Source organism: Dehalococcoidales bacterium (assembly GCA_041652735.1).
Taxonomy (GTDB): domain Bacteria; phylum Chloroflexota; class Dehalococcoidia; order Dehalococcoidales; family RBG-16-60-22; genus RBG-13-51-18.
The window spans coordinates 1-22061 of record JBAZGT010000031.1 but is presented as its reverse complement, the minus strand read 5'-3'; the positions used below and the strand labels follow the sequence as shown (position 1 = coordinate 22061).

Annotated in this window: 22 protein-coding genes and 1 tRNA gene; 17 read left to right on the top strand and 6 right to left on the bottom strand. The window is 56.8% G+C overall.

Going from position 1 to position 22061, the window contains the following annotated elements; all coding sequences use genetic code 11:
* Positions 1-13 precede the first annotated feature (13 nt).
* Entirely contained in the window at positions 14-466 is a 453-nt protein-coding gene (locus WC370_10100) for a VOC family protein (protein MFA5309817.1), read from the bottom strand.
* Between the two features lie 224 nt (positions 467-690).
* Between WC370_10100 and WC370_10095 the strand changes: the two genes are divergently transcribed.
* The 3 genes from WC370_10095 (at position 691) to WC370_10085 (ending at position 3560) form a co-directional block, all read left to right on the top strand.
* A complete protein-coding gene (locus WC370_10095; protein ID MFA5309816.1) occupies positions 691-1587 on the top strand; it encodes a CoA-transferase in 897 nt (298 codons plus the stop codon).
* A 9-nt stretch (positions 1588-1596) separates the two neighbouring features.
* A complete protein-coding gene (locus tag WC370_10090; GenBank protein ID MFA5309815.1) occupies positions 1597-2415 on the top strand; it encodes a CoA-transferase in 819 nt (272 codons plus the stop codon).
* Between the two features lie 425 nt (positions 2416-2840).
* On the top strand, positions 2841-3560 hold the full coding sequence (locus tag WC370_10085; protein MFA5309814.1) for a hypothetical protein: 720 nt from the start codon (positions 2841-2843) through the stop codon (positions 3558-3560).
* Positions 3561-3758: 198 nt separating this feature from the next.
* Here WC370_10085 and WC370_10080 read toward each other — a convergent pair whose 3' ends face one another.
* The 5 genes from WC370_10080 to WC370_10060 all read right to left on the bottom strand — a co-directional run bounded on the left by WC370_10080 (position 3759) and on the right by WC370_10060 (position 8754).
* On the bottom strand, positions 3759-4832 hold the full coding sequence (locus WC370_10080) for an amidohydrolase family protein (GenBank protein ID MFA5309813.1): 1074 nt from the start codon (positions 4830-4832) through the stop codon (positions 3759-3761).
* A 283-nt stretch (positions 4833-5115) separates the two neighbouring features.
* Positions 5116-6183: an amidohydrolase family protein gene (locus tag WC370_10075; GenBank protein MFA5309812.1), complete on the bottom strand. Its 1068-nt coding sequence runs from the start codon at positions 6181-6183 to the stop codon at positions 5116-5118.
* Positions 6184-6312: 129 nt separating this feature from the next.
* The gene (locus tag WC370_10070; GenBank protein ID MFA5309811.1) at positions 6313-7302 is read right to left on the bottom strand and encodes a zinc-binding dehydrogenase; all 990 of its coding nucleotides are present in this window, start codon (positions 7300-7302) and stop codon (positions 6313-6315) included.
* A 230-nt stretch (positions 7303-7532) separates the two neighbouring features.
* Positions 7533-8321 (bottom strand): SDR family oxidoreductase, encoded by a 789-nt coding sequence (locus WC370_10065; GenBank protein MFA5309810.1) that lies wholly within the window; start codon positions 8319-8321, stop codon positions 7533-7535.
* 7 nt (positions 8322-8328) lie between these two features.
* A complete protein-coding gene (locus WC370_10060; protein MFA5309809.1) occupies positions 8329-8754 on the bottom strand; it encodes a hypothetical protein in 426 nt (141 codons plus the stop codon).
* Between the two features lie 203 nt (positions 8755-8957).
* Here WC370_10060 and WC370_10055 point away from each other — a divergent pair, with 203 nt between their 5' ends.
* The 14 genes from WC370_10055 (at position 8958) to WC370_09990 (ending at position 21974) form a co-directional block, all read left to right on the top strand.
* Positions 8958-9839: a hypothetical protein gene (locus tag WC370_10055; protein MFA5309808.1), complete on the top strand. Its 882-nt coding sequence runs from the start codon at positions 8958-8960 to the stop codon at positions 9837-9839.
* Between the two features lie 41 nt (positions 9840-9880).
* Positions 9881-10639 (top strand): DUF169 domain-containing protein, encoded by a 759-nt coding sequence (locus tag WC370_10050; GenBank protein MFA5309807.1) that lies wholly within the window; start codon positions 9881-9883, stop codon positions 10637-10639.
* Positions 10640-10750: 111 nt separating this feature from the next.
* Positions 10751-11158 (top strand): hypothetical protein, encoded by a 408-nt coding sequence (locus WC370_10045; protein MFA5309806.1) that lies wholly within the window; start codon positions 10751-10753, stop codon positions 11156-11158.
* Between the two features lie 53 nt (positions 11159-11211).
* Positions 11212-12021: an SDR family oxidoreductase gene (locus WC370_10040; protein ID MFA5309805.1), complete on the top strand. Its 810-nt coding sequence runs from the start codon at positions 11212-11214 to the stop codon at positions 12019-12021.
* 314 nt (positions 12022-12335) lie between these two features.
* Positions 12336-13688, top strand: a complete 1353-nt coding sequence (gene glnA, locus WC370_10035; protein MFA5309804.1) for a type I glutamate--ammonia ligase — start codon at positions 12336-12338, stop codon at positions 13686-13688.
* Positions 13688-15229 (top strand): helix-turn-helix domain-containing protein, encoded by a 1542-nt coding sequence (locus WC370_10030; protein MFA5309803.1) that lies wholly within the window; start codon positions 13688-13690, stop codon positions 15227-15229. Before glnA (WC370_10035) ends, WC370_10030 begins: the two co-directional genes overlap by 1 nt.
* Positions 15230-15368: 139 nt before the next feature.
* On the top strand, positions 15369-15497 hold the full coding sequence (locus WC370_10025; GenBank protein MFA5309802.1) for a hypothetical protein: 129 nt from the start codon (positions 15369-15371) through the stop codon (positions 15495-15497).
* 143 nt (positions 15498-15640) lie between these two features.
* Positions 15641-17203 carry an ammonium transporter gene (locus WC370_10020; GenBank protein MFA5309801.1) on the top strand — a complete coding sequence of 521 codons (1563 nt, stop codon included), beginning with the start codon at positions 15641-15643 and terminating at the stop codon, positions 17201-17203.
* 27 nt (positions 17204-17230) lie between these two features.
* On the top strand, positions 17231-18664 hold the full coding sequence (gene glnA / locus WC370_10015) for a type I glutamate--ammonia ligase (protein ID MFA5309800.1): 1434 nt from the start codon (positions 17231-17233) through the stop codon (positions 18662-18664).
* 90 nt (positions 18665-18754) lie between these two features.
* Positions 18755-19138: a hypothetical protein gene (locus WC370_10010; GenBank protein ID MFA5309799.1), complete on the top strand. Its 384-nt coding sequence runs from the start codon at positions 18755-18757 to the stop codon at positions 19136-19138.
* A gap of 28 nt (positions 19139-19166) precedes the next feature.
* Positions 19167-20525, top strand: a complete 1359-nt coding sequence (locus tag WC370_10005) for an ArsB/NhaD family transporter (GenBank protein MFA5309798.1) — start codon at positions 19167-19169, stop codon at positions 20523-20525.
* Between the two features lie 40 nt (positions 20526-20565).
* Positions 20566-21450 (top strand): universal stress protein, encoded by an 885-nt coding sequence (locus WC370_10000; GenBank protein MFA5309797.1) that lies wholly within the window; start codon positions 20566-20568, stop codon positions 21448-21450.
* A gap of 120 nt (positions 21451-21570) precedes the next feature.
* Positions 21571-21647: transfer RNA gene (locus tag WC370_09995), tRNA-Arg, on the top strand.
* Between the two features lie 165 nt (positions 21648-21812).
* Entirely contained in the window at positions 21813-21974 is a 162-nt protein-coding gene (locus tag WC370_09990; protein ID MFA5309796.1) for a ParA family protein, read from the top strand.
* The last annotated feature ends 87 nt before the right edge of the window (positions 21975-22061 follow it).

The following is a 22061-nucleotide window of genomic DNA, read 5'->3' as shown; positions in this document are numbered from 1 at the left end:
AAAACTTTCCCTATTATTCCTTGTGCATGCCGCGGAACTCGATGGCCACGCCGCCTACGGGGGAGGGGTCAGAATAGATGAACTGGCCTTTGGCCTCCGTCCAGATGCCGATGCCGTTCTTCTTGAAGTTGGCTATTTCCTGCTCCAGGTTATCGGTGATAAAGCCGATGTGGTGCAGGCCCTCGCCGGTGGCGTCGAGCGACTCCTTGAGCGCCTGGTTGCCTTTGGTAGGCTCCAGGATTTCCAGCTCGACATCACCCAGCTTGGCGTTGCTGATGGTGGTGGTCCACTCCGCCGGTTTACCGTGGAGCTCTCCCTTAAAGGCCACCGGGAAAGCCTTTTTACCGTCCGGCCCCCCGAACGGCCCGATGCCCAGCGACTCAAAATAGGCGATGGCCTTGTTGATGTCTTTGACCACCACGCCCACATGGTGCAATTTCTTAAAGCTGCTGCCGTTTTTACCCATAGCGTCTCCTTCAATTTACAATAGTAGAAACACAACTTTAAATGATTCTTCTCAAGTTTATCTTTGCGCTCCGGTATTGTCAAACCCATACAAATATTGGAACATTTTTGATATTTTGGCGTAATCCCACTAAAATGATAATGACCAGTCCACGGCTTCCCTTTCGATAAAACACAGGCATATCTTTGCGGTCTAATAATTACTCCGGAAAGGTGCAGAAAACCATGAGCAAAGTAATGACCATGAAAGAGGCGGTTGCCCGGTTCGTCAAAAGCGGGGACATACTTTTCCTCTCCGGGATGCAGCACGGCGAGCCGGCGGCGGCGGTGCATGAAATCGTCCGGCAGAAAATCGACCACCTGACGCTGGTAAGCGCGCTGACGGCCACCTCCAACCTGCTGCTGGGGGAGGGGCTGCTGGATAAAGCGATAACCGCCTATTTCAACCAGGACCTCCACTCTTACGTAGTCGTCAAAGCCAAAGCCATGAACCGGCTGCCGGTATTCGAGGAGATTTCCCACTTCGGGCTGAGCGCGGCCCTGATGGCCGGACAGATGGGCGTCCCTTTCCTCCCCATCAAAAGCCAGATAGGATCGGATTTAGCCAAGTACAATAAAAACCTGACGACCATGAAATGCCCGTTCACCGGACAGCCCATCGGCGCCATACGCGCCATCAACCCGGACACCGGCATCATCCACGTACAGCGGGCGGACAAAGACGGCAACGCCCAGAAATGGGGCACCATGGGCGTGGACATGGAAGGCATCAACGCCAGCCGCAAAATAATCGTCACCACGGAAAAAATAGTGGACGGCGACGTGATACGGCGCGACCCGAACCGAACGATTATCCCGTCTTTCCGCGTGAGCGCGGTGGTGGAGCAGCCTTTCGGGGCGCACCCGATGCACCTGGCGGGGTGCTACAGCGGGGACATGTGGGGCTATTACTTCGATACCGGGCCGAAGGAAAACTACGATACCTACGTGGAAAAACTGGTCTACGGGGTCAAAGACTGGGAAGAGTACCTCAAGAAGCGGGCGGAGATGAAGCCGGCCGGGTACTTCCAGAACTTTAAAATCACCCCCGTCAACAGCGAACCGGTGGTTTCCGGATTTTAGGAGCGACTGATGAACGAAGACAACGGTAACGGAAAATACTCCGCCGCCGACCAGATGGTAGTGGCGGGCGCCCACCAGATACGGCCGGACGACGTTATTTACGTGGGGCTGGGACTGCCTTTTCTTTCCGCCCTGCTGGCCAAATACACTCACGCCCCGAACAGCACCATAGTCATCGAAAACGGGATACTGCGCACGACCGGCTTCGACATGCCGCGGGCGACGGATACACTCGGTTCGCAGTTCATGTCCGACCAGCTTTCCGGCCTGTTCTACATCAACACGCTGGGGCAATCCGGGTACATCACCACGGGGTTTATCGGGGCGGGGCAGGTAGACCGCTACGGCAACGCCAACGATACCTGCGTGGGGGATTACTACAATCCAACGCACCGCTGGTCCGGGAGCGGGGGCGGCAACGACGTTATCAGCTTCTGCCAGCGCACCATCACCGTGCTGCGCCAGAGCAAGCGGCGTTTCCCGGAGAAAGTAGATTTTAACACCTGCCCGGGCTACCTCGACGGGAAACCGGGGCAGCGGGAAAAGGCGGGGATGCCGGCAGGCACGGGGCCTTCCATGGTAATAACCGACCTGGCCTGCTATACCTTTGAAAACGGGGAGATGGTGGTGAAGTCCGTCCACAGCGGGGTGGGGGTAACGCTGGAGAAGGTCAAGGCGGAGGTGGGGTGGGACATCAAGCTGGCTAAAGACCTCAAGGATACGGCCCCGCCCACGGATGAAGAGATAAAAATATTAAGGGAACGGGTGGACCCCAAGCAGATATGGGTGGGGGGCAAGCGACAGCCGAGCAAAGGGCAGGAGGACTAGGGACAAGGGCGAAGAGATTAGGGGTAAGGGGGAAGGGAATTAGGATTAACAAATAATCCAGGGGAAGGGCTTAAGCGCCACCCCACCCCTTTTTTGAATCCTTCTCTCATCTCCCTTTAACAAGGGAGACGATGACATCTTTTTTAACCATCATTCCCGGGAATAACCCATTAATCCAAACCCACTCACTCCACCCCGAGATTCTTGAGTCGTTTCACCCCTGCAGAATGACCGGGGGCATATTATTTCCGCGGCGGCGGCGCATCATAAACGAAGCTGAAAATACGGGTCAGGCCGCCCGGCGCCCTCAGGTAATACCATCGCCTTAAAAAATTGACAAAACCTCACGAACAAATTATAGTGCTTATTGATATTCAACCCTTACCTTCCTGAAAACGGGGGGTTAAGGGGGAGGTATAACTCACATGCCCATGATGATTTTAAAATGTCCCAAGTGCGGCGCGGAGGCCAAACTTTCTCTCGCCGATACCAGCTATTCCGGCCCCCGGCGGTGCTGGAAATGCCACGAGTTTTTTACGATAACAATTCATAATAACCAGGTAATATCCTGTGAACCATTAAGCGAGGAAGAGTACGAAAGGCAGCAGGAAGCCAAAAAAGCCGCGGAAAAGTCAGGCGGGGGCATAAATTTCTCAAGAAGGGAAGAACCCGCAATCCCCCCAAAAGCCGCGGAAACGCCGCGGAGCGGAATAGACTTCGCAAAACCGGAACAACTCGATTTCTTTCAAAAAGCGGCGGAAACGTCACGGGGCGGTATCGATTTCGTAAAACGGGATGAACCCGCAATCCCCCAAGAACCCGCAGAAAAGCCGCCGGCTGGTATAGATTCGTCAAAACGGGATGAACCTGTAAAAACCCAAAAACCCATGGATTTGCTGTGGGCCAATTTAAAACCGTCGGGTACTAAAGAACCCTCGAACCGGACAGAACCCGAAAGACCGGCCATATTCCCCCCGGAAAGATACAATACCTTTGTGCCGTTTGAAGATATCAAAGACGAGCCCGAGAAACCACAAAAACCCAAAAAACCCTCGAATCAGACGGACGCCGAGAGACCATCGCCGATATTTCCCCCGGAGAGATTCCAGACCTTTGTACCGTTTGAAGATCCCGATAGAGAATAGCCAGCATCCCGAAATTCGTTTGCTGTCTTTCACCCGATAAAAAGGCTAAAAGGCAGCAAATATTTGCAGGTACACCGGGCAAACATCCTCAGGTTTATCCAGCAGCAGCCAGAAATAAAGAAGTCCGCCCACCCCTGGACAAGCTCAGGATGAGCGGACTTTAAGCTATCCGAAATATTATTTGTTTTCCGGTCTTTTTCAGGCAGGGCTGCCGGAGGCCCCCGGCGCTGCGGGCTTAGCATCGTCAACGAACTTGAACATACGGGTGAGGCCGCCGGGCAGTTTCAGATTGTAAAGCCGGACAGCGTTGCCGCCCAGCATCAGGTTCATATCGTCCTGGTTAATGTCCAGTCGCTCAATCTGCTTGAGACTCCAACCCCAGATATCCACCTGATGGCGGGGTATGCCCTGTTTCAGGTCCTGCCGCGTGTAGCCCGGCGGGTAGCGGTTGAGCTGGGAATAGACGGGCAGACTGGCGCCCCAGTCCGTGCCCCAGATAAGCTTCTCGGCGCCGACGGAGGGGTCGTTCAGAGCCTTGGAATAAAGCTCCGTCCACCAGCGGCCGGTCTCCAGGTAGATGTTCTTGTGCGAGGCGGCGACATGCAGAGCCTGCTCGTAGAACCACTCCCACCAGCCGCCCTCGATGCCGGCGTGCTCCAGGATGAGCGGCACGTCAGGATAGGCCACGGCCAGGGTATGCGCCCACAGGGGGTTATAGGTGATGGGCCAGGCATGATAGGCGATGGCGTAGCCGCCGGGCGTGCCGGCGTGGTAGCGGACGGGAATATGGTACTGGCGCGCCAGGTCCATCATGCGCATCATGTTCTTGATAAGCGTCTCCTGGTCAGGATACGGGTTTTCCGGGGTGGCGGGGGGCATAACCGGCATGGCCTCGCCGACGCCGACGAATTTTTTAGTATCCAGGAGGCGGGCCATCTCGGCGATAGCGCCGTCCAGGGTCCAGGGCTCGCCGGTCTCTTTGCACCGGTCATCGTATTCCTTGGTGTTGCAGTTGGCCACGAATCTTTGAGGGTATTTCTCCACCTGCGCCGCGTTGGTCTTGTTGGTCATGCCGAAAGCCGGCTCGATAACACACATATCCACGCCGTAGTTATCCATATCGTAAATAAGGCGGGCGGAGTTATCGTAGGCTTCAACGGTGTACATCGCCTTACCGAGGTCGGCAAAGTCCTTAGAACCTTTGAGGGCTTTCCCGGCGGCATGGCGCTGGGAATGCACATGGGTATCAACGACAAATCTTCCCAGTTTCATGAAACCTCCTTTTGTTGAGTTATCAGTTAACAGTTATCAGGGAGAGGAATTTACCGACCTTTCCTCTTCTTATCCTCCTCTCCGTTTACAGAGAGGAGGACGAGAGTTGGATAATGTTCACGATTTACGTTTAAAGAGATTACCGACCTTTCTTCCTCTTATCCTCCTCTCCGCTGGCAGAGAGGAGGACGATAAATACGCTTAATTACCGACCCACCTGCCCTATCAAGGGAGAGGTGTTTACGGGTCATTTGCTTCGCCCAGGATGACATCTTCTATTTTTTTAGTGTCCCGGCGGGGATGCCGGCGGTTCTTCCACGAACTTGAACATGCGGGTGAGGCCGCCGGGGTTGGGCAGCTTGAAAAGCCGGGAAGCGTTGCCGCCCAGCATCAGGTTCATATCGTCCTGATTGATGTCCAGCCGCTGAATCTGCTTGAGACTCCAGCCCCAGATATCCACCTGGTACCGCGGGATGCCCTGTTTCAGGTCCTGGCGGGTGTAGCCCGGCGGGTAGCGGTTGAGCTGGGAATAGACGGGCAGGCTGGCGCCCCAATCCGTGCCCCAGATAAGCTTCTCGGCGCCGACGGAAGGGTCGTTCAGAGCCTTGAAATAAAGCTCCGTCCACCAGCGGCCGGTCTCCAGGTAGATGTTCTTATGGCTGGCCGCCACATGCAGACAGCACTCGTAAAACCACTCCCACCAGCCGCCCTCGATGCCGGCATGTTCCAGGATGATGGGCACATCCGGCATGGCCACGGCCAGGGTATGCACCCAGAGCGGGTTGTAGGTGAACTGCGCGCCGTGATAGGCGATAGCGTAGCCGCCGGGCGTGCCGGTGTGATAGCGCATGGGCACTTTATAGGCGCGGCAGACTTCCATAACCTTAAGGCAGTTGGTGATGATTTCCTCCTCGGTCTGGAAGCGGGGGGGCTGACCGGGCTTGGGCTTGCGCATGGGGATGAGCACCATCTCGCCGATGCCGACGTATTTGCCGGTCTTAAGCAGGTCGGCCAGGGCCTGGCAAAAGCCGTCGATTTTCCATTCTTCCTCGCCGGCGGCGCAGCGGTCCTGGTATTCCTTGGGCCAGCAGCAGGCGGCGAACTTGTCCGGGTAGCGTTTTACCTGGTCGACATTATTGGGGTTGGTCATGCCGAAAGCCGGCTCGATGATGCACATGTCCACGCCGTAGCACTGCATATCATAAAGCAGGCGGGGCGAGTTGTCATAGGCTTCCATCTGGCCCATAACCTCACCGAGTTTGTCAAAGTCCTTGGAACCCTTGAGGGCTTTCCCGGCGGCATGGCGCTGGGAATGTACGTGAGTGTCAACAATAAATCTGCCTAGTTTCATGAATCCTCCTAATTATTCTAATTATCAGTTGTTAGTTGACAGTTATTATTTGTCAAAGTATTGAGGGAAATTTACCAACCTCTCCCTCTCTTTTCCCCCTCTCCGCTGGCAGAGAGGGGGAGGATGAGTTTATTTTAACTCCGGCATCACCACACCCTTGATATAGCCGGGGGTGCGGTTGAGGTTGTCCTGGAAGGCTTTATCGATATCCTCCAGCTTGTACTGGTGGGTGATAAGCTTCTGCATGGGGAAGACCCCCTTTTGCACCGCCCAGATAGCGCGCCGCAGCTCGCTCTGGTAGTCCGTGCTCATGCCGATGCCCTGCGGGCTGTAGATGATGGGCGATTTTATCCAGTTGAACAGCTCGTAAGTGTCCGGGGCCTGGTGCCAGCCCACGGCGATAATCTTGGCGCGGTTGTTTTTAATCACTTCCCCGACCATTTTCAGGCCCGGCGGATGGCCCACCACCTCTATAGCCACATCCACCCCGCGTCCGCCGGTGATTTTCCTCACCTCTTCCGCCACATTCACCCTGGAGGGATTGAGGGTGATAGTGGCACCCAGCTCTTTAGCCAGCTTGAGGCGGGCATCATCAAGGTCAGCGACGATGTACTCCCTTATCTTGGGGCCGGCCACGCCGGCGATGACCCCCAGCCCCATAAAGCCGCACCCCACCTGAAAAACGAAGTCGCCGAACTCCGGGGTGGCGGTGCGGGTAATGGAAACCAGGCTCATCAGCGGCTCGCCCAGGGCGTACTCGAAGGGGATGCCGTCCGGAATCTTCTCGATAACGGAGCCGTGGCCGCGGGCAACGCGGTCGTTGGGGTCACAGGCGACGTACTCGGCGTAGCATTCGGCCGGCCAGAAGCCGGTGATTCTATCCCCCGCCTTATAGCCCTTAACGTTTTTGCCCACCTCCACCACTGTGCCGGCAGGCTCGTGGCCGCCGCGGCGGGGAAAAGGGGCATGCATGGCGCTGGTGTCCAGATAGGACGGCATGTCCGAGGAGCAGACGCCGCAGGCAGCTATTTTCACCAGCATCTCATCGGGGCTGATTTCAGGCATGGGGATATCCCTGATTTCAAACTTTTTAGGGGCGACGATAAAGGCGGCTTTCACAGGCAGATTCCTCCTTAATATGATTAAAAGAAAGACCCGTTTTTGATTGTACTCCTTACGCTAAAGGAGAGCAATATTGTGCCTAAAAGCGGGACGGGGAGGGAGGGGCGGATAATACTTAACCTTTCCTTCCGGCTCCCTCTCCGTTGACAGAGAGGGAGCGATTGATTGATGAGGTTTGGGGATGGTGTTATTAAAGCGGGGATAATGACGGCGGGAGGTACGTGAGTTTATTTTGCGGGGCGGGGCGGGGGAGAGACCTGCCAGCCGCCATCCACCGGCAGAACCACTCCGGTGATATAAGAGGAGTCATCAGAGGCGAGGAAAAGGGCGGCGCGGGCGATGTCTTCCGGCTCCGCCAGCCGGCCCAGGGGCACCATTTGCCCCATCTGCTGCGCGCCGGCCGCATTTTGCCACAGGTTTTTATTAAAGTCCGTTTTGACGATACCCGGCGCCAGGGCGTTGACGCGGATATGGTTAGCCGCCAGCTCCAGGGCCAGCTGCCGGGTAAGCATGATAATCCCCGCCTTGGAGATAGAGTAAGCGCCGCCCCCGGTGCCCGGGTTCAGCCCTACCTGCGACGACAGATTAACGATATTGCCGCTGCCCCGCGCCGCCATGACCCGTCCCACCTCCCGGCAGCAGAAATAGGTCCCTTTAAGGTTGGTATCGATAACCTTGTCCCAGTTTTCCTCCGGGGTATCAATCAGATTCTGGCCGGGCAGCCAGACGCCGGCGCAGTTCACCAGGATATCTATTTTACCAAAGCGCGCGACGGCCAAACGCACCATTTCCGCCACATCAGATTTACTGGATATATCCACCCGAACAGCCAGCGCGCCGCGGTTGAGGCGGCCGATTTCCGAGGCGACTTTATCCAGCCGGCCATCGTCGGCGACAGTGTCCGCGAGCACGAGGTCGGCCCCCGCTCCGGCCAGCGTTAAAGCGACCGCCCTACCGATGCCCCGCCGGGCCCCCGTAACGACGGCTACCTTGCCTTCCAGCATTTTTCGCTCCATATTTTTTCTATCCTGCCTTTAGTCGGCGTTGGGCCAGCAGCGGCAGCAGCACACCGTAACCGGCGGCGATAATGAGCATTTCCCCCATCGCCTCCACCGCGAAAACCATGCCGGAGACAAAAGCGATGCCGCTGACCACCAGCGCGATGCCGACGATGATAATGCTAAAGACCAGTGGCCTCATGTTGCCCCGGACGGTGACCAGGTAGAACAAAAAAGCCAGCAGCAGACCGAGCACCAGGGATATGGGCAGCCAGAGGGTATAGCCGGTGCGGATAGCCTCGGCGGCGGTCTGCGGCACCAGGAAACCCGGCTCCAGACCGGCGGACTTGCTTACCAGGGCATCCGCCCGCAGCCAAATCCATAAAGCCATGAGCACCGCCACCGGCACAAAGGCGATGAGCCCGTTAACAAGCGCGGTTTTCAGCTTCATAGGTCATACCTCCGGTCTCCAAATGATACCACGCCGGGCGGTGCGGCCAAAAGCCCGTTCACCAATATAAAAATAACTTGAATATCCGCGGCAACAACTCTATTATAGGGGGGAGTAAGGACGGGTAGTTTGTAATCAGTATTTTGTAGTTTGGCCCCGCCCCTTTTGCCCCGGACTAATAACTACACATAGGGAGTGATACCATGGCGGCAGGAAAGTACGATAAATACATGGTTAAAATGTCCGACGAAAAGAGCAAGTTCCCGGGCGGCTGGCTGATGAGCGAAGAGCTGGTGCCGGGCAGCAATATAAACGTCATGTTCAACTGGGTAAAGTCGAAGCCCAAGCCGAATCCGATGCACCTGGCGATGGAAGCCCACGACTACCCGGAGATAATCTTTACGCTGGGCATGGACCCGCAGCACCCGGAATACCTGGGCGGGGAAATAGAGGGGTACATGGGACAGGACCGGCAGCTTACCACCCGCACCACCGCGCTCTGGATACCCGAAGGGGTGGAGCACGGCAAGGTCTCCTGGAAGGGCTTTGAAAAACCGCACATGCAAATGGCCATCAAGTTCACCGGCGATATCAGCGAGAAAAAGGGCGTGAAGCCGAGAGTTAAAGCCACCAAACCCGGCGAATGCGAAAAATACGTGATAGACGCGCCGGCCCGCGAGGTTGCTCCCCCCCTGAAAATAAAGGGGCGGACCAGCCCGGCGCTGACGTACATGAGCAACAGCCTCGTGGCGGGGTGCAACGTTTACCTGGAATACGTGTGGATATGGGAAATGCCCTCCCCGAACGCCATCGAGGGGAGCCATGCCCACAATTATGATGAAATCGTGCTCAATATCGGCACCGACCCGGAAAAGCCCTGGGACCTGGGGGCGGAAATAGAAGCCTACATGGACGGCGAAAAGCAGGTAACGGACCGCACCAGCGCCGTATTTATACCCAAAAACGTCAAGCACGGCCCGATAAGATGGACGAAATTCTCCCGGCCGCACATCCAGATGTCCATCATACCCGGCACCGGCGACGCCAAAAAGGCCATGCCGGAAGGCCAACCGGCGAGGCAATAACCGCCGACAGATGAAAATTAACTACTAAAAAGGAGGCAATCGTGGCAGCAAAGAAACAGGACTTTTCCGTACTCGATCAATTCAACTTCGAGTACAAACCGGTGGGCATCAAGTTCATGATATCCCGGCCCAAGGGCATAGCGCGGATAAGCAAAGAGCTGAATATGTGCGAGATGCTCAAGGAAGCCCAGGCAGGCAACGCTTTTTACGTGGCGCCGGAGGACTGGGTCTGCGTGGGCGTGGAGCAGATGATATTGGGCATGAAAGACCCGGAGTCGCTGCTGGTCAGCGGGGCGTTCGGGGGGGAGGAGGGGCTTTTCAAGGGCGACAATGCCTGCCGCGCCATGTACGATTACCTTCCCCGCCTGCCGAAAGGCTCGGTGCAGTACATGGCTTTCGCGCCGGTGGACAAGCTCACCTTCGACCCCGATTTGGTGGTGCTGACGGCGGACATCAACCAGGCGCAAACGCTGCTGCGCTCCATCAACTACTCCACCGGGCAGCCCTTCGCCAGCAAAGCCACGCCGGTGGTGGCCTGCGCCTGGATTTACGTTTATCCCGTGGTCAGCGGCGAGCTGAACTATTTCATCACCGGGCTGGGCCTGGGCATGCAGGCGCTGAATATCTTCCCGCCGGGCTTATTCCTGATTTCCGTGCCGTTCCAGCGCATCCCGACTATGCTGGCCAACCTTAACGAGATGGGCAATAACCCGACCTCCGGGCCGGGACCGGGCGGCCCCGCCCACCGCAAACGCGTCAACCAGATGATGGAGGAAATGAGGAAGAAGATAAAGGAGTAAGGGGAAGTAATTAGTAATTAGTAGTTTGTAATTAGGGCCCCTCCCCTTTTCCCCTACTGATAACTGAAAACTGTTTACTGTAAATTAAAACAAGCAAAGGAGCAACGTAATATGGCGGAATCACAGTATGGCAAATACCTGACGACAATTCCGTTCCACAAGACACCGGCAGGACCCTTATTCTCCGTGGGGGCGAAGGAGCTGGGGGGGATGAAACTGCATATCATCTACGCCTGCGGGTACAACACCGGCATTACCGGCATGTCCCGCAAGCCGCACGTGCACGACTACGATGAGGCAGTGTTCTTCATCGGGACAGACCCGGCCCACCTGGATGAACTGGGGGCGGAGGTGGAAATATCCATCGGCGAGCTGGGCAAGGAAGAGAAGCATACCTTCGACAAGCCCTTCGTGCTGATAGCGCCGGCCGGCCTGTGGCATTGCCCTATCGTCACCAACAAGATAGACCGGCCTTACGTCTGCATGGCGGTATCGCTGACCGGCGAGCGGCACGACTAGGCCGCGGCGCGGCTAAAAAATTTTGAACTAAAAATACTGGAGGAAAACATACTATGGACCTCAAAGGCAAAGTGGCGCTCATCACCGGCGGCGGCAGCGGACTGGGGACGGCCATCGCGCAGCGTTTCGTCAAAGACGGCGCTAAAGTCTGCATTACCGGCCGCCGGCGCGAAAAGCTGGAACAGGCGGCCAAAACGATGGCGAAAGGAGCGGTGCTCATCTGCCAGGGAGACGTCTCCAAAGACGAGGACGCCAAACGGATGGTGGCGGAGACGGTAAAGTGGGGCGGCAAGCTGGACATACTGGTCAATAACGCCGCATCCGACGTCAAGGGCAGGCTGGCCGACCTGGCGCCGGACGACTGGCGCAAGGTAATTGATATCAACCTCACCGGGCCCTTCCTGCTGATGCACGAGGCCATCCCGGAAATGATAAAAAACGGCGGCGGCTCCATCATCAACATCGCCTCGCTGGGCGGCACGCGCTGCCTGCCCGCCTGCCCCGCCTACAACACCGCCAAGGCCGGACTTATCATGCTTTCCCAGCAGGCGGCGCTGGACTACGGCCCCTATAAGATAAGGGTCAACGCGGTCTGCCCCGGCGGCATCGATACCGAGTTGCTCGATGAAATGATTCTCCCGCTGGCCAAGGCGCTGAAAACAGACAAGCAGGGCGGGCTGGACTACTTTTCCCATAACGTGCCGCTGCGGCGCGTATCCAAACCGGAAGAAATCACCGGCGTCTGCACCTTCCTGGCCAGTGAAGAATCATCTTTCATGACCGGGGCGGCGCTGCTCATCGACGGAGGGGCGGCGATAGTGGACGTTTCCGGCGCGGCGGTCACCGACGCCGGCATTCAATAAACATCAAGCAGAAAACCTATAGCGACCGGGAGGGCATTACCCTTCCGGTCGTTTATGGGGCCAGTATAAGCCAGGCATAACTCCCCGGCTATTTCTCTAAAATCCCCGCCAACAGCCTAAAGCGGCCTTCCGTTATACTTTTTTCTAAAAATTTAACCGCCGTGTAATCTGTTTGTAACATTTGCACAAATATAATTAGATATAATCGGTGATAATGCCGGTATATCCTGCATTAAGCCGTCATCAACCCGGTGTAATGTGCAATATGTACCAAGACCAATACCCAGGGGGAAATCCAGCGAGGGGGAGAGAAAATGACGGACAACGAGAGGACCGCGAACGAGGGAATCATTAAAGACCTGGAGGAAAAGGGGGTACGCTTCGTGTACCTCCAGTTCAGCGATATTCTCGGGGTAGTCAAGAGCGTCACCATTCCTATCGAAGAGCTGGCCGACAGCATCGAACACGGCAAGTGGTTCGACGGCTCCTCGGTGGAGGGGTTCGTCCGCGTACTGGAAAGCGACATGTACCTCAAGCCGGACCTCTCCACGATAACGCTGCTGCCGTGGGAGCAGGACGGCGAACCGGCGGCCAGGGTGGTGGGCTCGGTGCTTACCCCGGAGGGAAAGCTTTTTCCCGGCGATTCCCGCACGGTGCTGATTAAAGCCACCGAGGCGGCGGCGGCGCTGGACTACCGTTTTTACGTGGCCCCGGAGCTGGAGTTCTACCTGTTTTCCCCTAAAGAAAACGGCCAGGTGGTGCCGCTGACGCAGGACCAGGGCGGCTACTTCGACCTTTCCACCGGGCTTTCCGCTTCCATCCGGAAAGAAATGGTACACGTTTTACGCGAGATGTCCGTGCGGGTGGAGACCAGCCATCACGAGCTGGGGGCGGGGCAGCATGAAATAGACTTCGCCCCGGAGGACGCGCTGAAAAACGCGGACAGTATCATCACCGCCCGCTATACGATTAAAGCCATCGCGCAGAGGCACGGGCTGTCCGTTACCTTCATGCCCAAGCCCTTTGAAAAACTGGAGGGCAGCGGCCTGCATGTACCGATGAGCCTGATGAACATCAGCACCGGTAAAAACGCTTTTTCCGATGCTAAAGACGAATACGGCCTTTCCGAGACGGCCCGCTACTTTCTGGCCGGCCTGCTCTACCACGCCCGCGGCATGTGCGCCATCCTCAACCCGCTGGTAAACTCCTACAAGAGGCTGGTAAGGGGTTTCGAGGCGCCGGTATATATTACCTGGGCCAGGGTCAACCGCTCGGCGCTGATACGGGTGCCCAAGGTGAACCCGCAAAAGCTCAATACCACCCGGCTGGAAATAAGGAACCCGGACCCCTCCTGCAATCCCTACCTGGGCTACACGACGATGCTGGCCTGCGGGCTGCACGGAATCAAAGAAAAGCTCTCCCTGCCGCCGCCGGTGGAGGAAAACCTCTTCACCTTCGACGAGGAAGAGCTGCGGCGGCGGCAAATCGTCAGCCTGCCGGAAACACTCGGCGAAGCGCTGGACGAACTACAGAAAGACACGGTCATCAGAGAAGCACTCGGCGATATGCTTTTTTCCAAATTCCTGGACGCCAAGCGGCGCGAATGGCGGGAATACTGCCAGCATGTCACTCCCTGGGAAAGGGATAACTACCTGGGGGTGTGGTAATGCCCACCCTGGAACAGGTATGGCGCGCCATGCCCCGGGGAACGGACCTGGTGACCGGGGACTTCGGCATCTACAACGAGGTAAGCTGGGTGGTAACCTTGAGGCCCACGCCGCCCGGCTTCGACCGGCTGCGCGGTAAAGAACTGGCACTGGTGGACGCGGCTACCGCCCGCGGGCTGGGCATCACGCTGGCCTACCTGATTACCTCCCTTTCCGAGCAGGGCGCCAGCGCGCTGGGCATACTGGGGGAAGGGCTCCCGGCCGCCATGGAAATGGTCAACGGCTACAAGATACCGGTGATGCAGCTGCCGCCGGAGAGCGACCTGACCGCCCTGGAGGGGCAGCTCACCACGTTAATCAGGGAGGAAAAAGAGCGCCTCTACCAGCGGGAACAGGAACTGACCAAGGAGCTGATGGAGCTGGCGCTGGCGGGGCGGGGCATCGACGTAATATTACAGAAACTGAAGGAACTGACCGGGCGCACCATCATGCTGCTCGACCTGGACTTTGCCCCGCGTTCCCCTAACGGTAACCATAAATTCAGCGATGTGCAGTCGACGCTGACCCGGCTTTTTCATACCGCGCCGTCGTCAATCGTCGGTTTGAAGCTGGCCAACGGTTTTTCCGGATTTTTAAGCCCCATCACCGGCAAACAGGGGGCGGAGGGCTATCTGCTGATTATCGCGCCCACCGGGGAGATACAGGAAGCCGACCGCGTCACGGCCAAGGTGGGGGCTTTATCCCTGGCCATCGAGATTTCACGCCAGCAAGCGGTGGAGGACGTGGAAGACAAGTTCCAGGTGGAAATGGTGGAGTCGCTTTTAAACGGCGACCTTCCCCCCGCCGCCGTCAACGAACGGGCGGAACGCCTGGGGCTGGACCTATCCCGGAGCTACGCCGTGATGGTAGTGCAAATAGCGGACGTCAATCTAAAAGGGACGGTGGTCACCAGAAAGGCGACGGCGCTTTTCAGCAAGGCTTTGTGCCACTGCCGCACCAATTCACTGATAATTCTTTACCCGGTGGCGGCGGACACAGCGGCGGAGGATTTGCGGCGCCTCGGGCAGGAGGCCGCGCAAAAACTGGCGGGCTACCTGGGGGCGAAAGTATCACTGGGCATAGGGCGGGCATATACCGGGGCGGCGGGGCTGCGCACCTCTTTCCAGGAGGCGGAGCGCTCCCTGGCGGTGGGGAAAAGGCTGTTCGGGGAGGGCTCGACGAGCTTCTTCGGCGACCTGGGCGTTTACCGGCTGCTGCTTTCCATCGGCCCCGACGAGCTGAAGAGCTTTTACCAGGACGCCATCGGCCTTTTGGCGGAATACGACCTGGAGCACGAGGGAGAGCTGTTACAGACGCTGGAAGCGACCCTGCGCTACCCCACCCTGGCCGAGACGGCCAAAGTCCTCCATGTCCACCGCAATACCCTGCTCTACCGTTTACAGCGCATACAGGAAATCGCCAGCCTGAACCTGGACGACGGCGAAACAAGGCTGAAGCTGCACCTGGCGCTGCGGGCCGGCGAAGTAATCCGCGCCGCCTAGCATTTGTATATTTTGCACAAATTACGCCGCCCTCTTTTCTGTTATCTTATCCGTAGTTATACCTTGCTATTTATCCTAGACTAATAGTGTAGATACAAAACTTGTCTGTAAAGAGAAATCTGAAGGGAGGAATCAAAGAATGCCAGTATCAGCCATAGCAGCCATCGCAGTTTTCGGGGTACTTTTCCTGGCCTGGGTGGTCTTACCCACCGTCCTGAAGAAACGCCATGCCAACAAAGCAGGCGGGGAAGTGGAAGCGGAAGAATAAACCAGCCGCCTCAACCGGCATCACCTGAATGAAGTCGGCAGCAAACCGTTCAAGCAAAATTCAGATGCCGTAGTTCAATCGCCCGGTAGTGAATTCATCAAAACGCTACCGGGCACATTTTTAGATTTGGAAAGGAGTATCGTATGGGAATTTTTGCGTCTGTTATCCGACCATTTTCCAGCCGGGCGAACACCGGCTCCTCCGGCGGGCTCTTCGGGCCCATCATCAACCCCATAGCCAGATGGCTCAATGCCGGCACAACGCGCCGGGACGCCTGGACAAGGAGAGGGCTGGTCATCGCCGTGATGCTGGTGCTGATGTTCTCCTCGTTCTGGCTGGTCCCCCACTACGCTTTTGCCGCCGACTCCAACGGGGCGGACACCATCGCGGATAATCCGAACATGGCGGTCAACATGGCCTGGACGCTCATCACCGGCTTCCTGGTCTGGTTCATGCAGCTGGGCTTCGCCTTCCTGGGCGCCGGCCTGATACGCTCCAAGAACAATGTAAACTACTGGACCAAGAGCTTCATGGACTTTTGTATTTCATCCATAGGTTTCTGGGCTTTCGGTTTCGCCTTGATGTTCGGGGGCTCCAATTTATTCTCCGGCCTCGACCAGGGCAACAGCATTATCGGCTACTCCGGATTTTTCCTTTCCGGCAGCAGCTATGACGTTTCCACGATTATGATGTGGTTCTTCCAGATGTGCTTCATGGCCACCGCCTGCACCATCGTGGCCGGTGCCGTGGCGGAGAGGATGAAGATTACCGGCTACCTGGCTTACGCCTTCATCCTAGGCGCCATCGTGTACCCCATATTCGGCAAATGGGTGTGGGGCGGCGGCTGGCTGAGCACGCTGCAAATAATGGGAGTCACCGGCGTCAAGGACTTCGCCGGTTCCGGTGTGGTACACATGGTGGGCGGCCTGGCGGCCTTTATCGGGGCGGCCATGGTAGGCCCGCGCATAGGGAAATTTAACAAGGACGGCACACCCAACGCCATCAAAGGGCATAACCTGCCGTTCGTGGTTATAGGCACTTTCATCCTGTTCTTCGGGTGGTTCGGGTTCAACCCGGGCAGCACCCTGGCAGCCACGGATTTACGCATATCGGTCATCGCGGCCAACACCTTCCTGGCCGGTGTTACCGGCGCGGTGGTGGCGTTATACTGGACCTTCGCCAAGACCGGCAAAATGGACATTATCATGGGCTGCAACGGGTGTCTGGTGGGCCTGGTAGCGATTACCGCCCCCTGCGCTTACGTGGCGCCCTGGGCTTCCGTAGTGATAGGCGCTCTGGCAGTACCGGTGATGTTCTTCTTCTCTTACCTGGTAGAGAGGGTATTCAAGGTAGATGACGCGGTAGGCGCGGTACCGGTGCACTTCGGCGGAGGCATCTTCGGGCTGCTGTGCGTCGGCATCTTCGCGGACGGCACTTACGGCGGCGTCGAAGGGCTCATCACCGGTCACGCGGGCCAGCTGGTACTGCAGCTGGTGGACATCGCGGCGCTGGTTATCTGGGTAGGCGTTACCATGACCATCACCTTCTGGCTAATCAAGAAGACCATAGGTCTGCGCGCCAGCCGGAAAGAAGAGCTGGAAGGGCTGGACCTGCCCGAGCACGGTATACAGGCTTATCCCGCGGATGACGTACCCGCAGTAGCCGGCGTTCCCGGCAAGGCTTTCTACAAAGCGGACGAAATGTAAGGGATATTAGGGAGAAAGAATAAAAATATGACTGCCAAAACTTCTAGCGAAATCCAGAGTGCCTTGGCACTAGCCAAGGAAAAGGGCTGCCAGTTCGTCGACCTCAAATTTATCGATGTTCCCGGCCTCTGGCAGCACTATACCCTACCCATCACCGAGCTTAATGTGGAGCTCTTCGAGGAAGGCAACGGCTTTGACGGCTCGTCCATCCGGGGCTTCCGGGCAATCCATGAGAGCGATATGCTGCTGGTGCCGGACCCCACTACGGCCATCATCGATCCCATAGAGTCGGTGCCCACGTTGAGCCTGATCTGCGACGTGCGCGACCCGGTAACCGGGGAGGACTACTCTAAAAACCCGCGCTACGTAGCGAGGAAGGCCGAGTCTTACCTCAAGTCCACCAAAATCGCGGATACGAGCTACTGGGGCCCGGAGCTGGAGTTCTTCATCTTCAACAGCGTGCGGTTCGAGCAGAACAGCCACACGGGCTTCTACGCCATCGATTCCAACGAGGGCATCTGGAACTCCGGCAACGGCGTGGGCGCCAACCTGGGCTACCGCCCGCGCCCCAAGGAAGGCTATTTCCCCGTACCGCCCACCGACCAGACGCAGGGCATCCGCACCAAGATAGCCCTTAAAATGATGGAGGCCGGACTCTATATCGACAAGCACCACCACGAGGTGGCTACCGGCGGCCAGTGCGAGTTCGGCATGCGGTTCGATACGCTGACCAAGCAGGGCGATAACGTCATGCTTTACAAGTACATCGCCAAGAACGTGGCGGTACAAAACGGTTTTACCGTCACCTTCATGCCCAAACCCGTCTTCCAGGACAACGGCTCCGGCATGCACGTGCACCAGAGCCTCTGGAAGTCCGGCGTCAACGAGTTCTACGATGCCAAGGGCTACGGGCTGTTGAGCCAGACCGCCCTCTACTACATCGGCGGGCTGCTGAAACACACGCCGGCCCTGCTGGCCTTCTGCGCCCCCACCACCAACTCCTACCGCCGCCTGGTGCCGGGGTACGAGGCCCCCATCAACCTGGTCTATTCCCAGCGCAACCGCAGCGCCAGCATCCGTATCCCGCTCTATTCCAAGAGCGCCAAGACCAAGCGGATAGAGTACCGCTGCCCGGATGCCAGCAGCAACCCGTACCTGGCCTTCTCCGCCATGCTGATGGCCGGCCTGGACGGCATTAAAAACAAAATCGACCCCGGCGAGCCCATAGACAAGGACATCTACGAGCTGGAGCCGGAAGAAAAAGCCAAGATAAAGTCCACCCCCGGCTCCCTGCTGGAGGTGCTGGAAGCCCTGGAAAAAGACCATGACTTCCTGATGGAAGGCGGCGTATTTACCCAGGACCTGATAGATACCTGGATAAACTACAAGCGGAAGAACGAGTACGATGCGGTGGCTTTGCGGCCCCATCCTTATGAGTTCTACCTGTACTACGACATCTAAAGTAAGGTTTAAAGGCTACAGGGTGAGGACCGCGGCTAACCGGCTCTCACCCTGTACTTTTTTAACAGCGGCGCGGTTGGTAACAAGTCAATGAAGAATGATGATTTTCTTCCCGGCAAGAAGGTCAGGCGCGTCCTGGAAAAACACCTGACCGCACAGGGATGGCACCTTGAAGCGAACGGCATTCCCAATCACAACATCGATATCGAGGCGAGGCGGGGCCGAGAGAAGTGGATTATCGAGGTTAAAGGCACGGAGTCCCCGGCCCCGGTAATATTCAGCTCTTTTGTTTCCGCGCTGGGCGGCATCCTGCGGCGGATGGACGACCAGAACTGCAAATACAGCATCGCCCTGCCCGATACCAAACCGTTCCGCAGGCTGTGGGAAAGACTGCCGGCTATAGCCAAGGACCGGACCGGGATAACGGCGCTGTTCGTGGACCAGAACGGCGGCGTGGAAGAAACAACCGGGTAACCGGGCCAATTTTACCTACGGCGGAATCATGGAAACTTTAAGCCAGATACTTGTTGTTATATTTTTCGTGGTGATGTTTGTCATCATAACGATAGGCAAAATTCACCGCTACATACCGGCGCTGGTCGGGGCCGCCCTGACGCTGCTGGTGCTGCTTTTTGTCCTGCAAAGCAGCCAGGCCTGCTTCGACGTGCTCAACCTTTCCGAAATATTCAAGCCCATATTCTGGATACCGGGGCACGAGCACCTGGAGTCGCACGGCGTCAACTGGCAGACGCTCATATTTATCGCCGGGATGATGATAATGGTGGAGGGGCTGGCTAAAGTGGGCTTTTTCCGCTGGATGTGCCTGGTAGTGGCCAAGGTGGTACACTACAAAGTCGTCCCCATCCTGGTGACATTCACGGTGCTGGCCGGCTTCCTTTCCATGTTTATCGACAGCATTACGGTGATGCTGTTTCTAGCCACCGTGACCATCGAGATATCCCGCATGTTGAAGTTCGACCCGGTGCCGGTAATAATATCGGAAATATTCGCTTCCAACATCGGGGGAAGCGCCACCATGTCCGGCGACCCGCCTAATATCATCATCGGCACGTCACTGGGCTACACCTTCACGGACTTCATAGCGAATACGGGCATCATCGCTCTGGCGGGCATGGCCGTCTGCCTGATATTCATTTTTTTCTCTTTCCGCAAGACGCTGAATGCTTCTTACGCGAAAAACAACGGCTCCGAGGCCCCCAAATACCCGGAACCACGGGAAGCCATTACCAACCGCGGCCTGTTCCTGCTACACACCGGGATATTCCTGGTAGTGATTGTCCTGCTGATTACACACGCCCAGACCGGCATTTCCGTGGCGTTAATAGGGGTAATCGCGGCGGCGCTGACGCTGGCGGCGGTGAACCGGGAAACACCGCATATCATGAAGAATGTGGACTGGCGTACGCTGCTGTTTTTCATCGGCCTGTTCATCTGCGTGGGCGGGCTGGAAGAAACGGGCGCGCTCAACCTGCTGGCCAACTTCATCGGCAAGGTATGCGGCGGCAACCTGACGGCGGCGATATCCATTATACTGTGGCTTTCAGCCATCGCTTCCTCCCTGGTCGATAACATCCCCTTCGCGGCGACGATGGTGCCGGTAATCAGCCAGCTGGCGCAGACGCAGGGTATGAACCTGCATCCCATAGCCTGGGCGCTGGCGCTGGGCACGGATATCGGCGGCAACGGCACGCCGATAGGCGCATCGGCCAACGTGGTGGGCACGGCTATTTCCGAACGGGAAGGCTACCCCATAAGCTGGGGCAAGTATCTCAGGTACGGGATACCTTTGATGATACTGGTCATCGGGCTCTGCAATTTGCTATTATTATGGAAATACTAAAGGGGCCGGGAACCCGGAGAAGGTCATTAAAGGAGATAATATGTATCATAGAATTTTAATCCCCCTCGACGGTTCCAAACTGGCGGAACAGGTCTTCCCGGCGGTGCTGGAGCTGGCGGGACCGCTCAACTCCGAGATAATTATCATGGGGGCCTGCGAAGCCAACGCCAAAGAAGAAGGCGAGACCTGCGCGCTTTACCTCAAGGACGCTTCACGGGTGCTGGACAGCCGGCTGGCCGGCTCCACGGCGACGCTGAAAACGGAGGTGCTTTACGGCAAACCGTCAGAGGAGATATTACGCTACGCGCAGGACGAGAAAATAGATATTATCTTTATGACATCTCACGGGCGCTCCGGCATCATGCCGTGGTCGCTGGGGAGCACGGTGGACAAGGTATTCAAGAGGACCAGCGTGCCGCTGGTGGTGGTGAAAGCCAGGGAGAAGGTGGATAAAAACAGCCCGAGCGTGTACAGCCGGATACTGATAACGCTGGACGGCTCCGATAAGAGCATCGCCGTACTGCCCTACATCCGGGAGCTGGCGAAAATAGTGGACTGCGAGGTGTTCCCCATCCGGGTGGTGGAGGCGGGGAGGCACGTAAGGACCATCGGCGGGCTGGACTATATACGGTACGTGGAGCGGGACATGAGCTCGACCAAAGACGCGGTAATAAAATCGCTGGAAGAAGTGTGCAGCGACCTGGCGCAGACTAAAGCCAAAGTACATTGTGAAGTAAAAACCGGCGAGCCGGCCAAGGAAATACTCGGCTACGCCGATGATATAGACTGCACGCTGATAGCCATGACCAGCCACGGACACCACGGCATGGAGACGTGGGCGCTGGGGAGCGTGGCTTCTAAAGTGGTAGCCGTAGCCAAGCAATCCGTGCTGCTGGTGCCGTCATTCATCAGGAAGCCGGAATAGCGGGGGCGGGGCGGCGGCCAATACTAAGAAAAGCGCCGGGGGGAGGGGCGGGGGATTTTGTTTCCAGCTATCCGCTTGCAGAGAGTGCGCCCAATTGTTAGAATTACTCTGTCAGGCCATGCCCCAGTAGCTCAGGCGGATAGAGCAGCGGTTTCCTAAACCGCGTGTCGGGCGTTCGAGTCGCCCCTGGGGTACCAGATTTTGATATTAAAAAGCCCTGTTTCAACTTATTAGTTGACGGGGTTTTTCTATTTTTGCTAATCTTCAACATTTCTTACATAACCGTACATTCCTTGTATTTACGGTATGATTTTACTGTGGTATAATTGAGTTCCCCTACATACAATGGAGAAAAGTAAAATATGAAAACAATATCGGTCATCAATTATAAAGGTGGTGTAGGTAAAACCACGATTGTAGCTAATTTGGTCTCTGAATTGGCTTTTAGGGGGAAGAAAGTATTAGCTATAGATTTGGATCCTCAATCTGACCTTACCCCATTCTTAGTGCCATCTGCATCTTAGCGTCTTCCGGCTAGTTCTATGAAATCCTGGGGTGCCAAGCCGCCCAATGAGCTATGCGGCCTGACAGTATTATAATCCTTTCGCCAG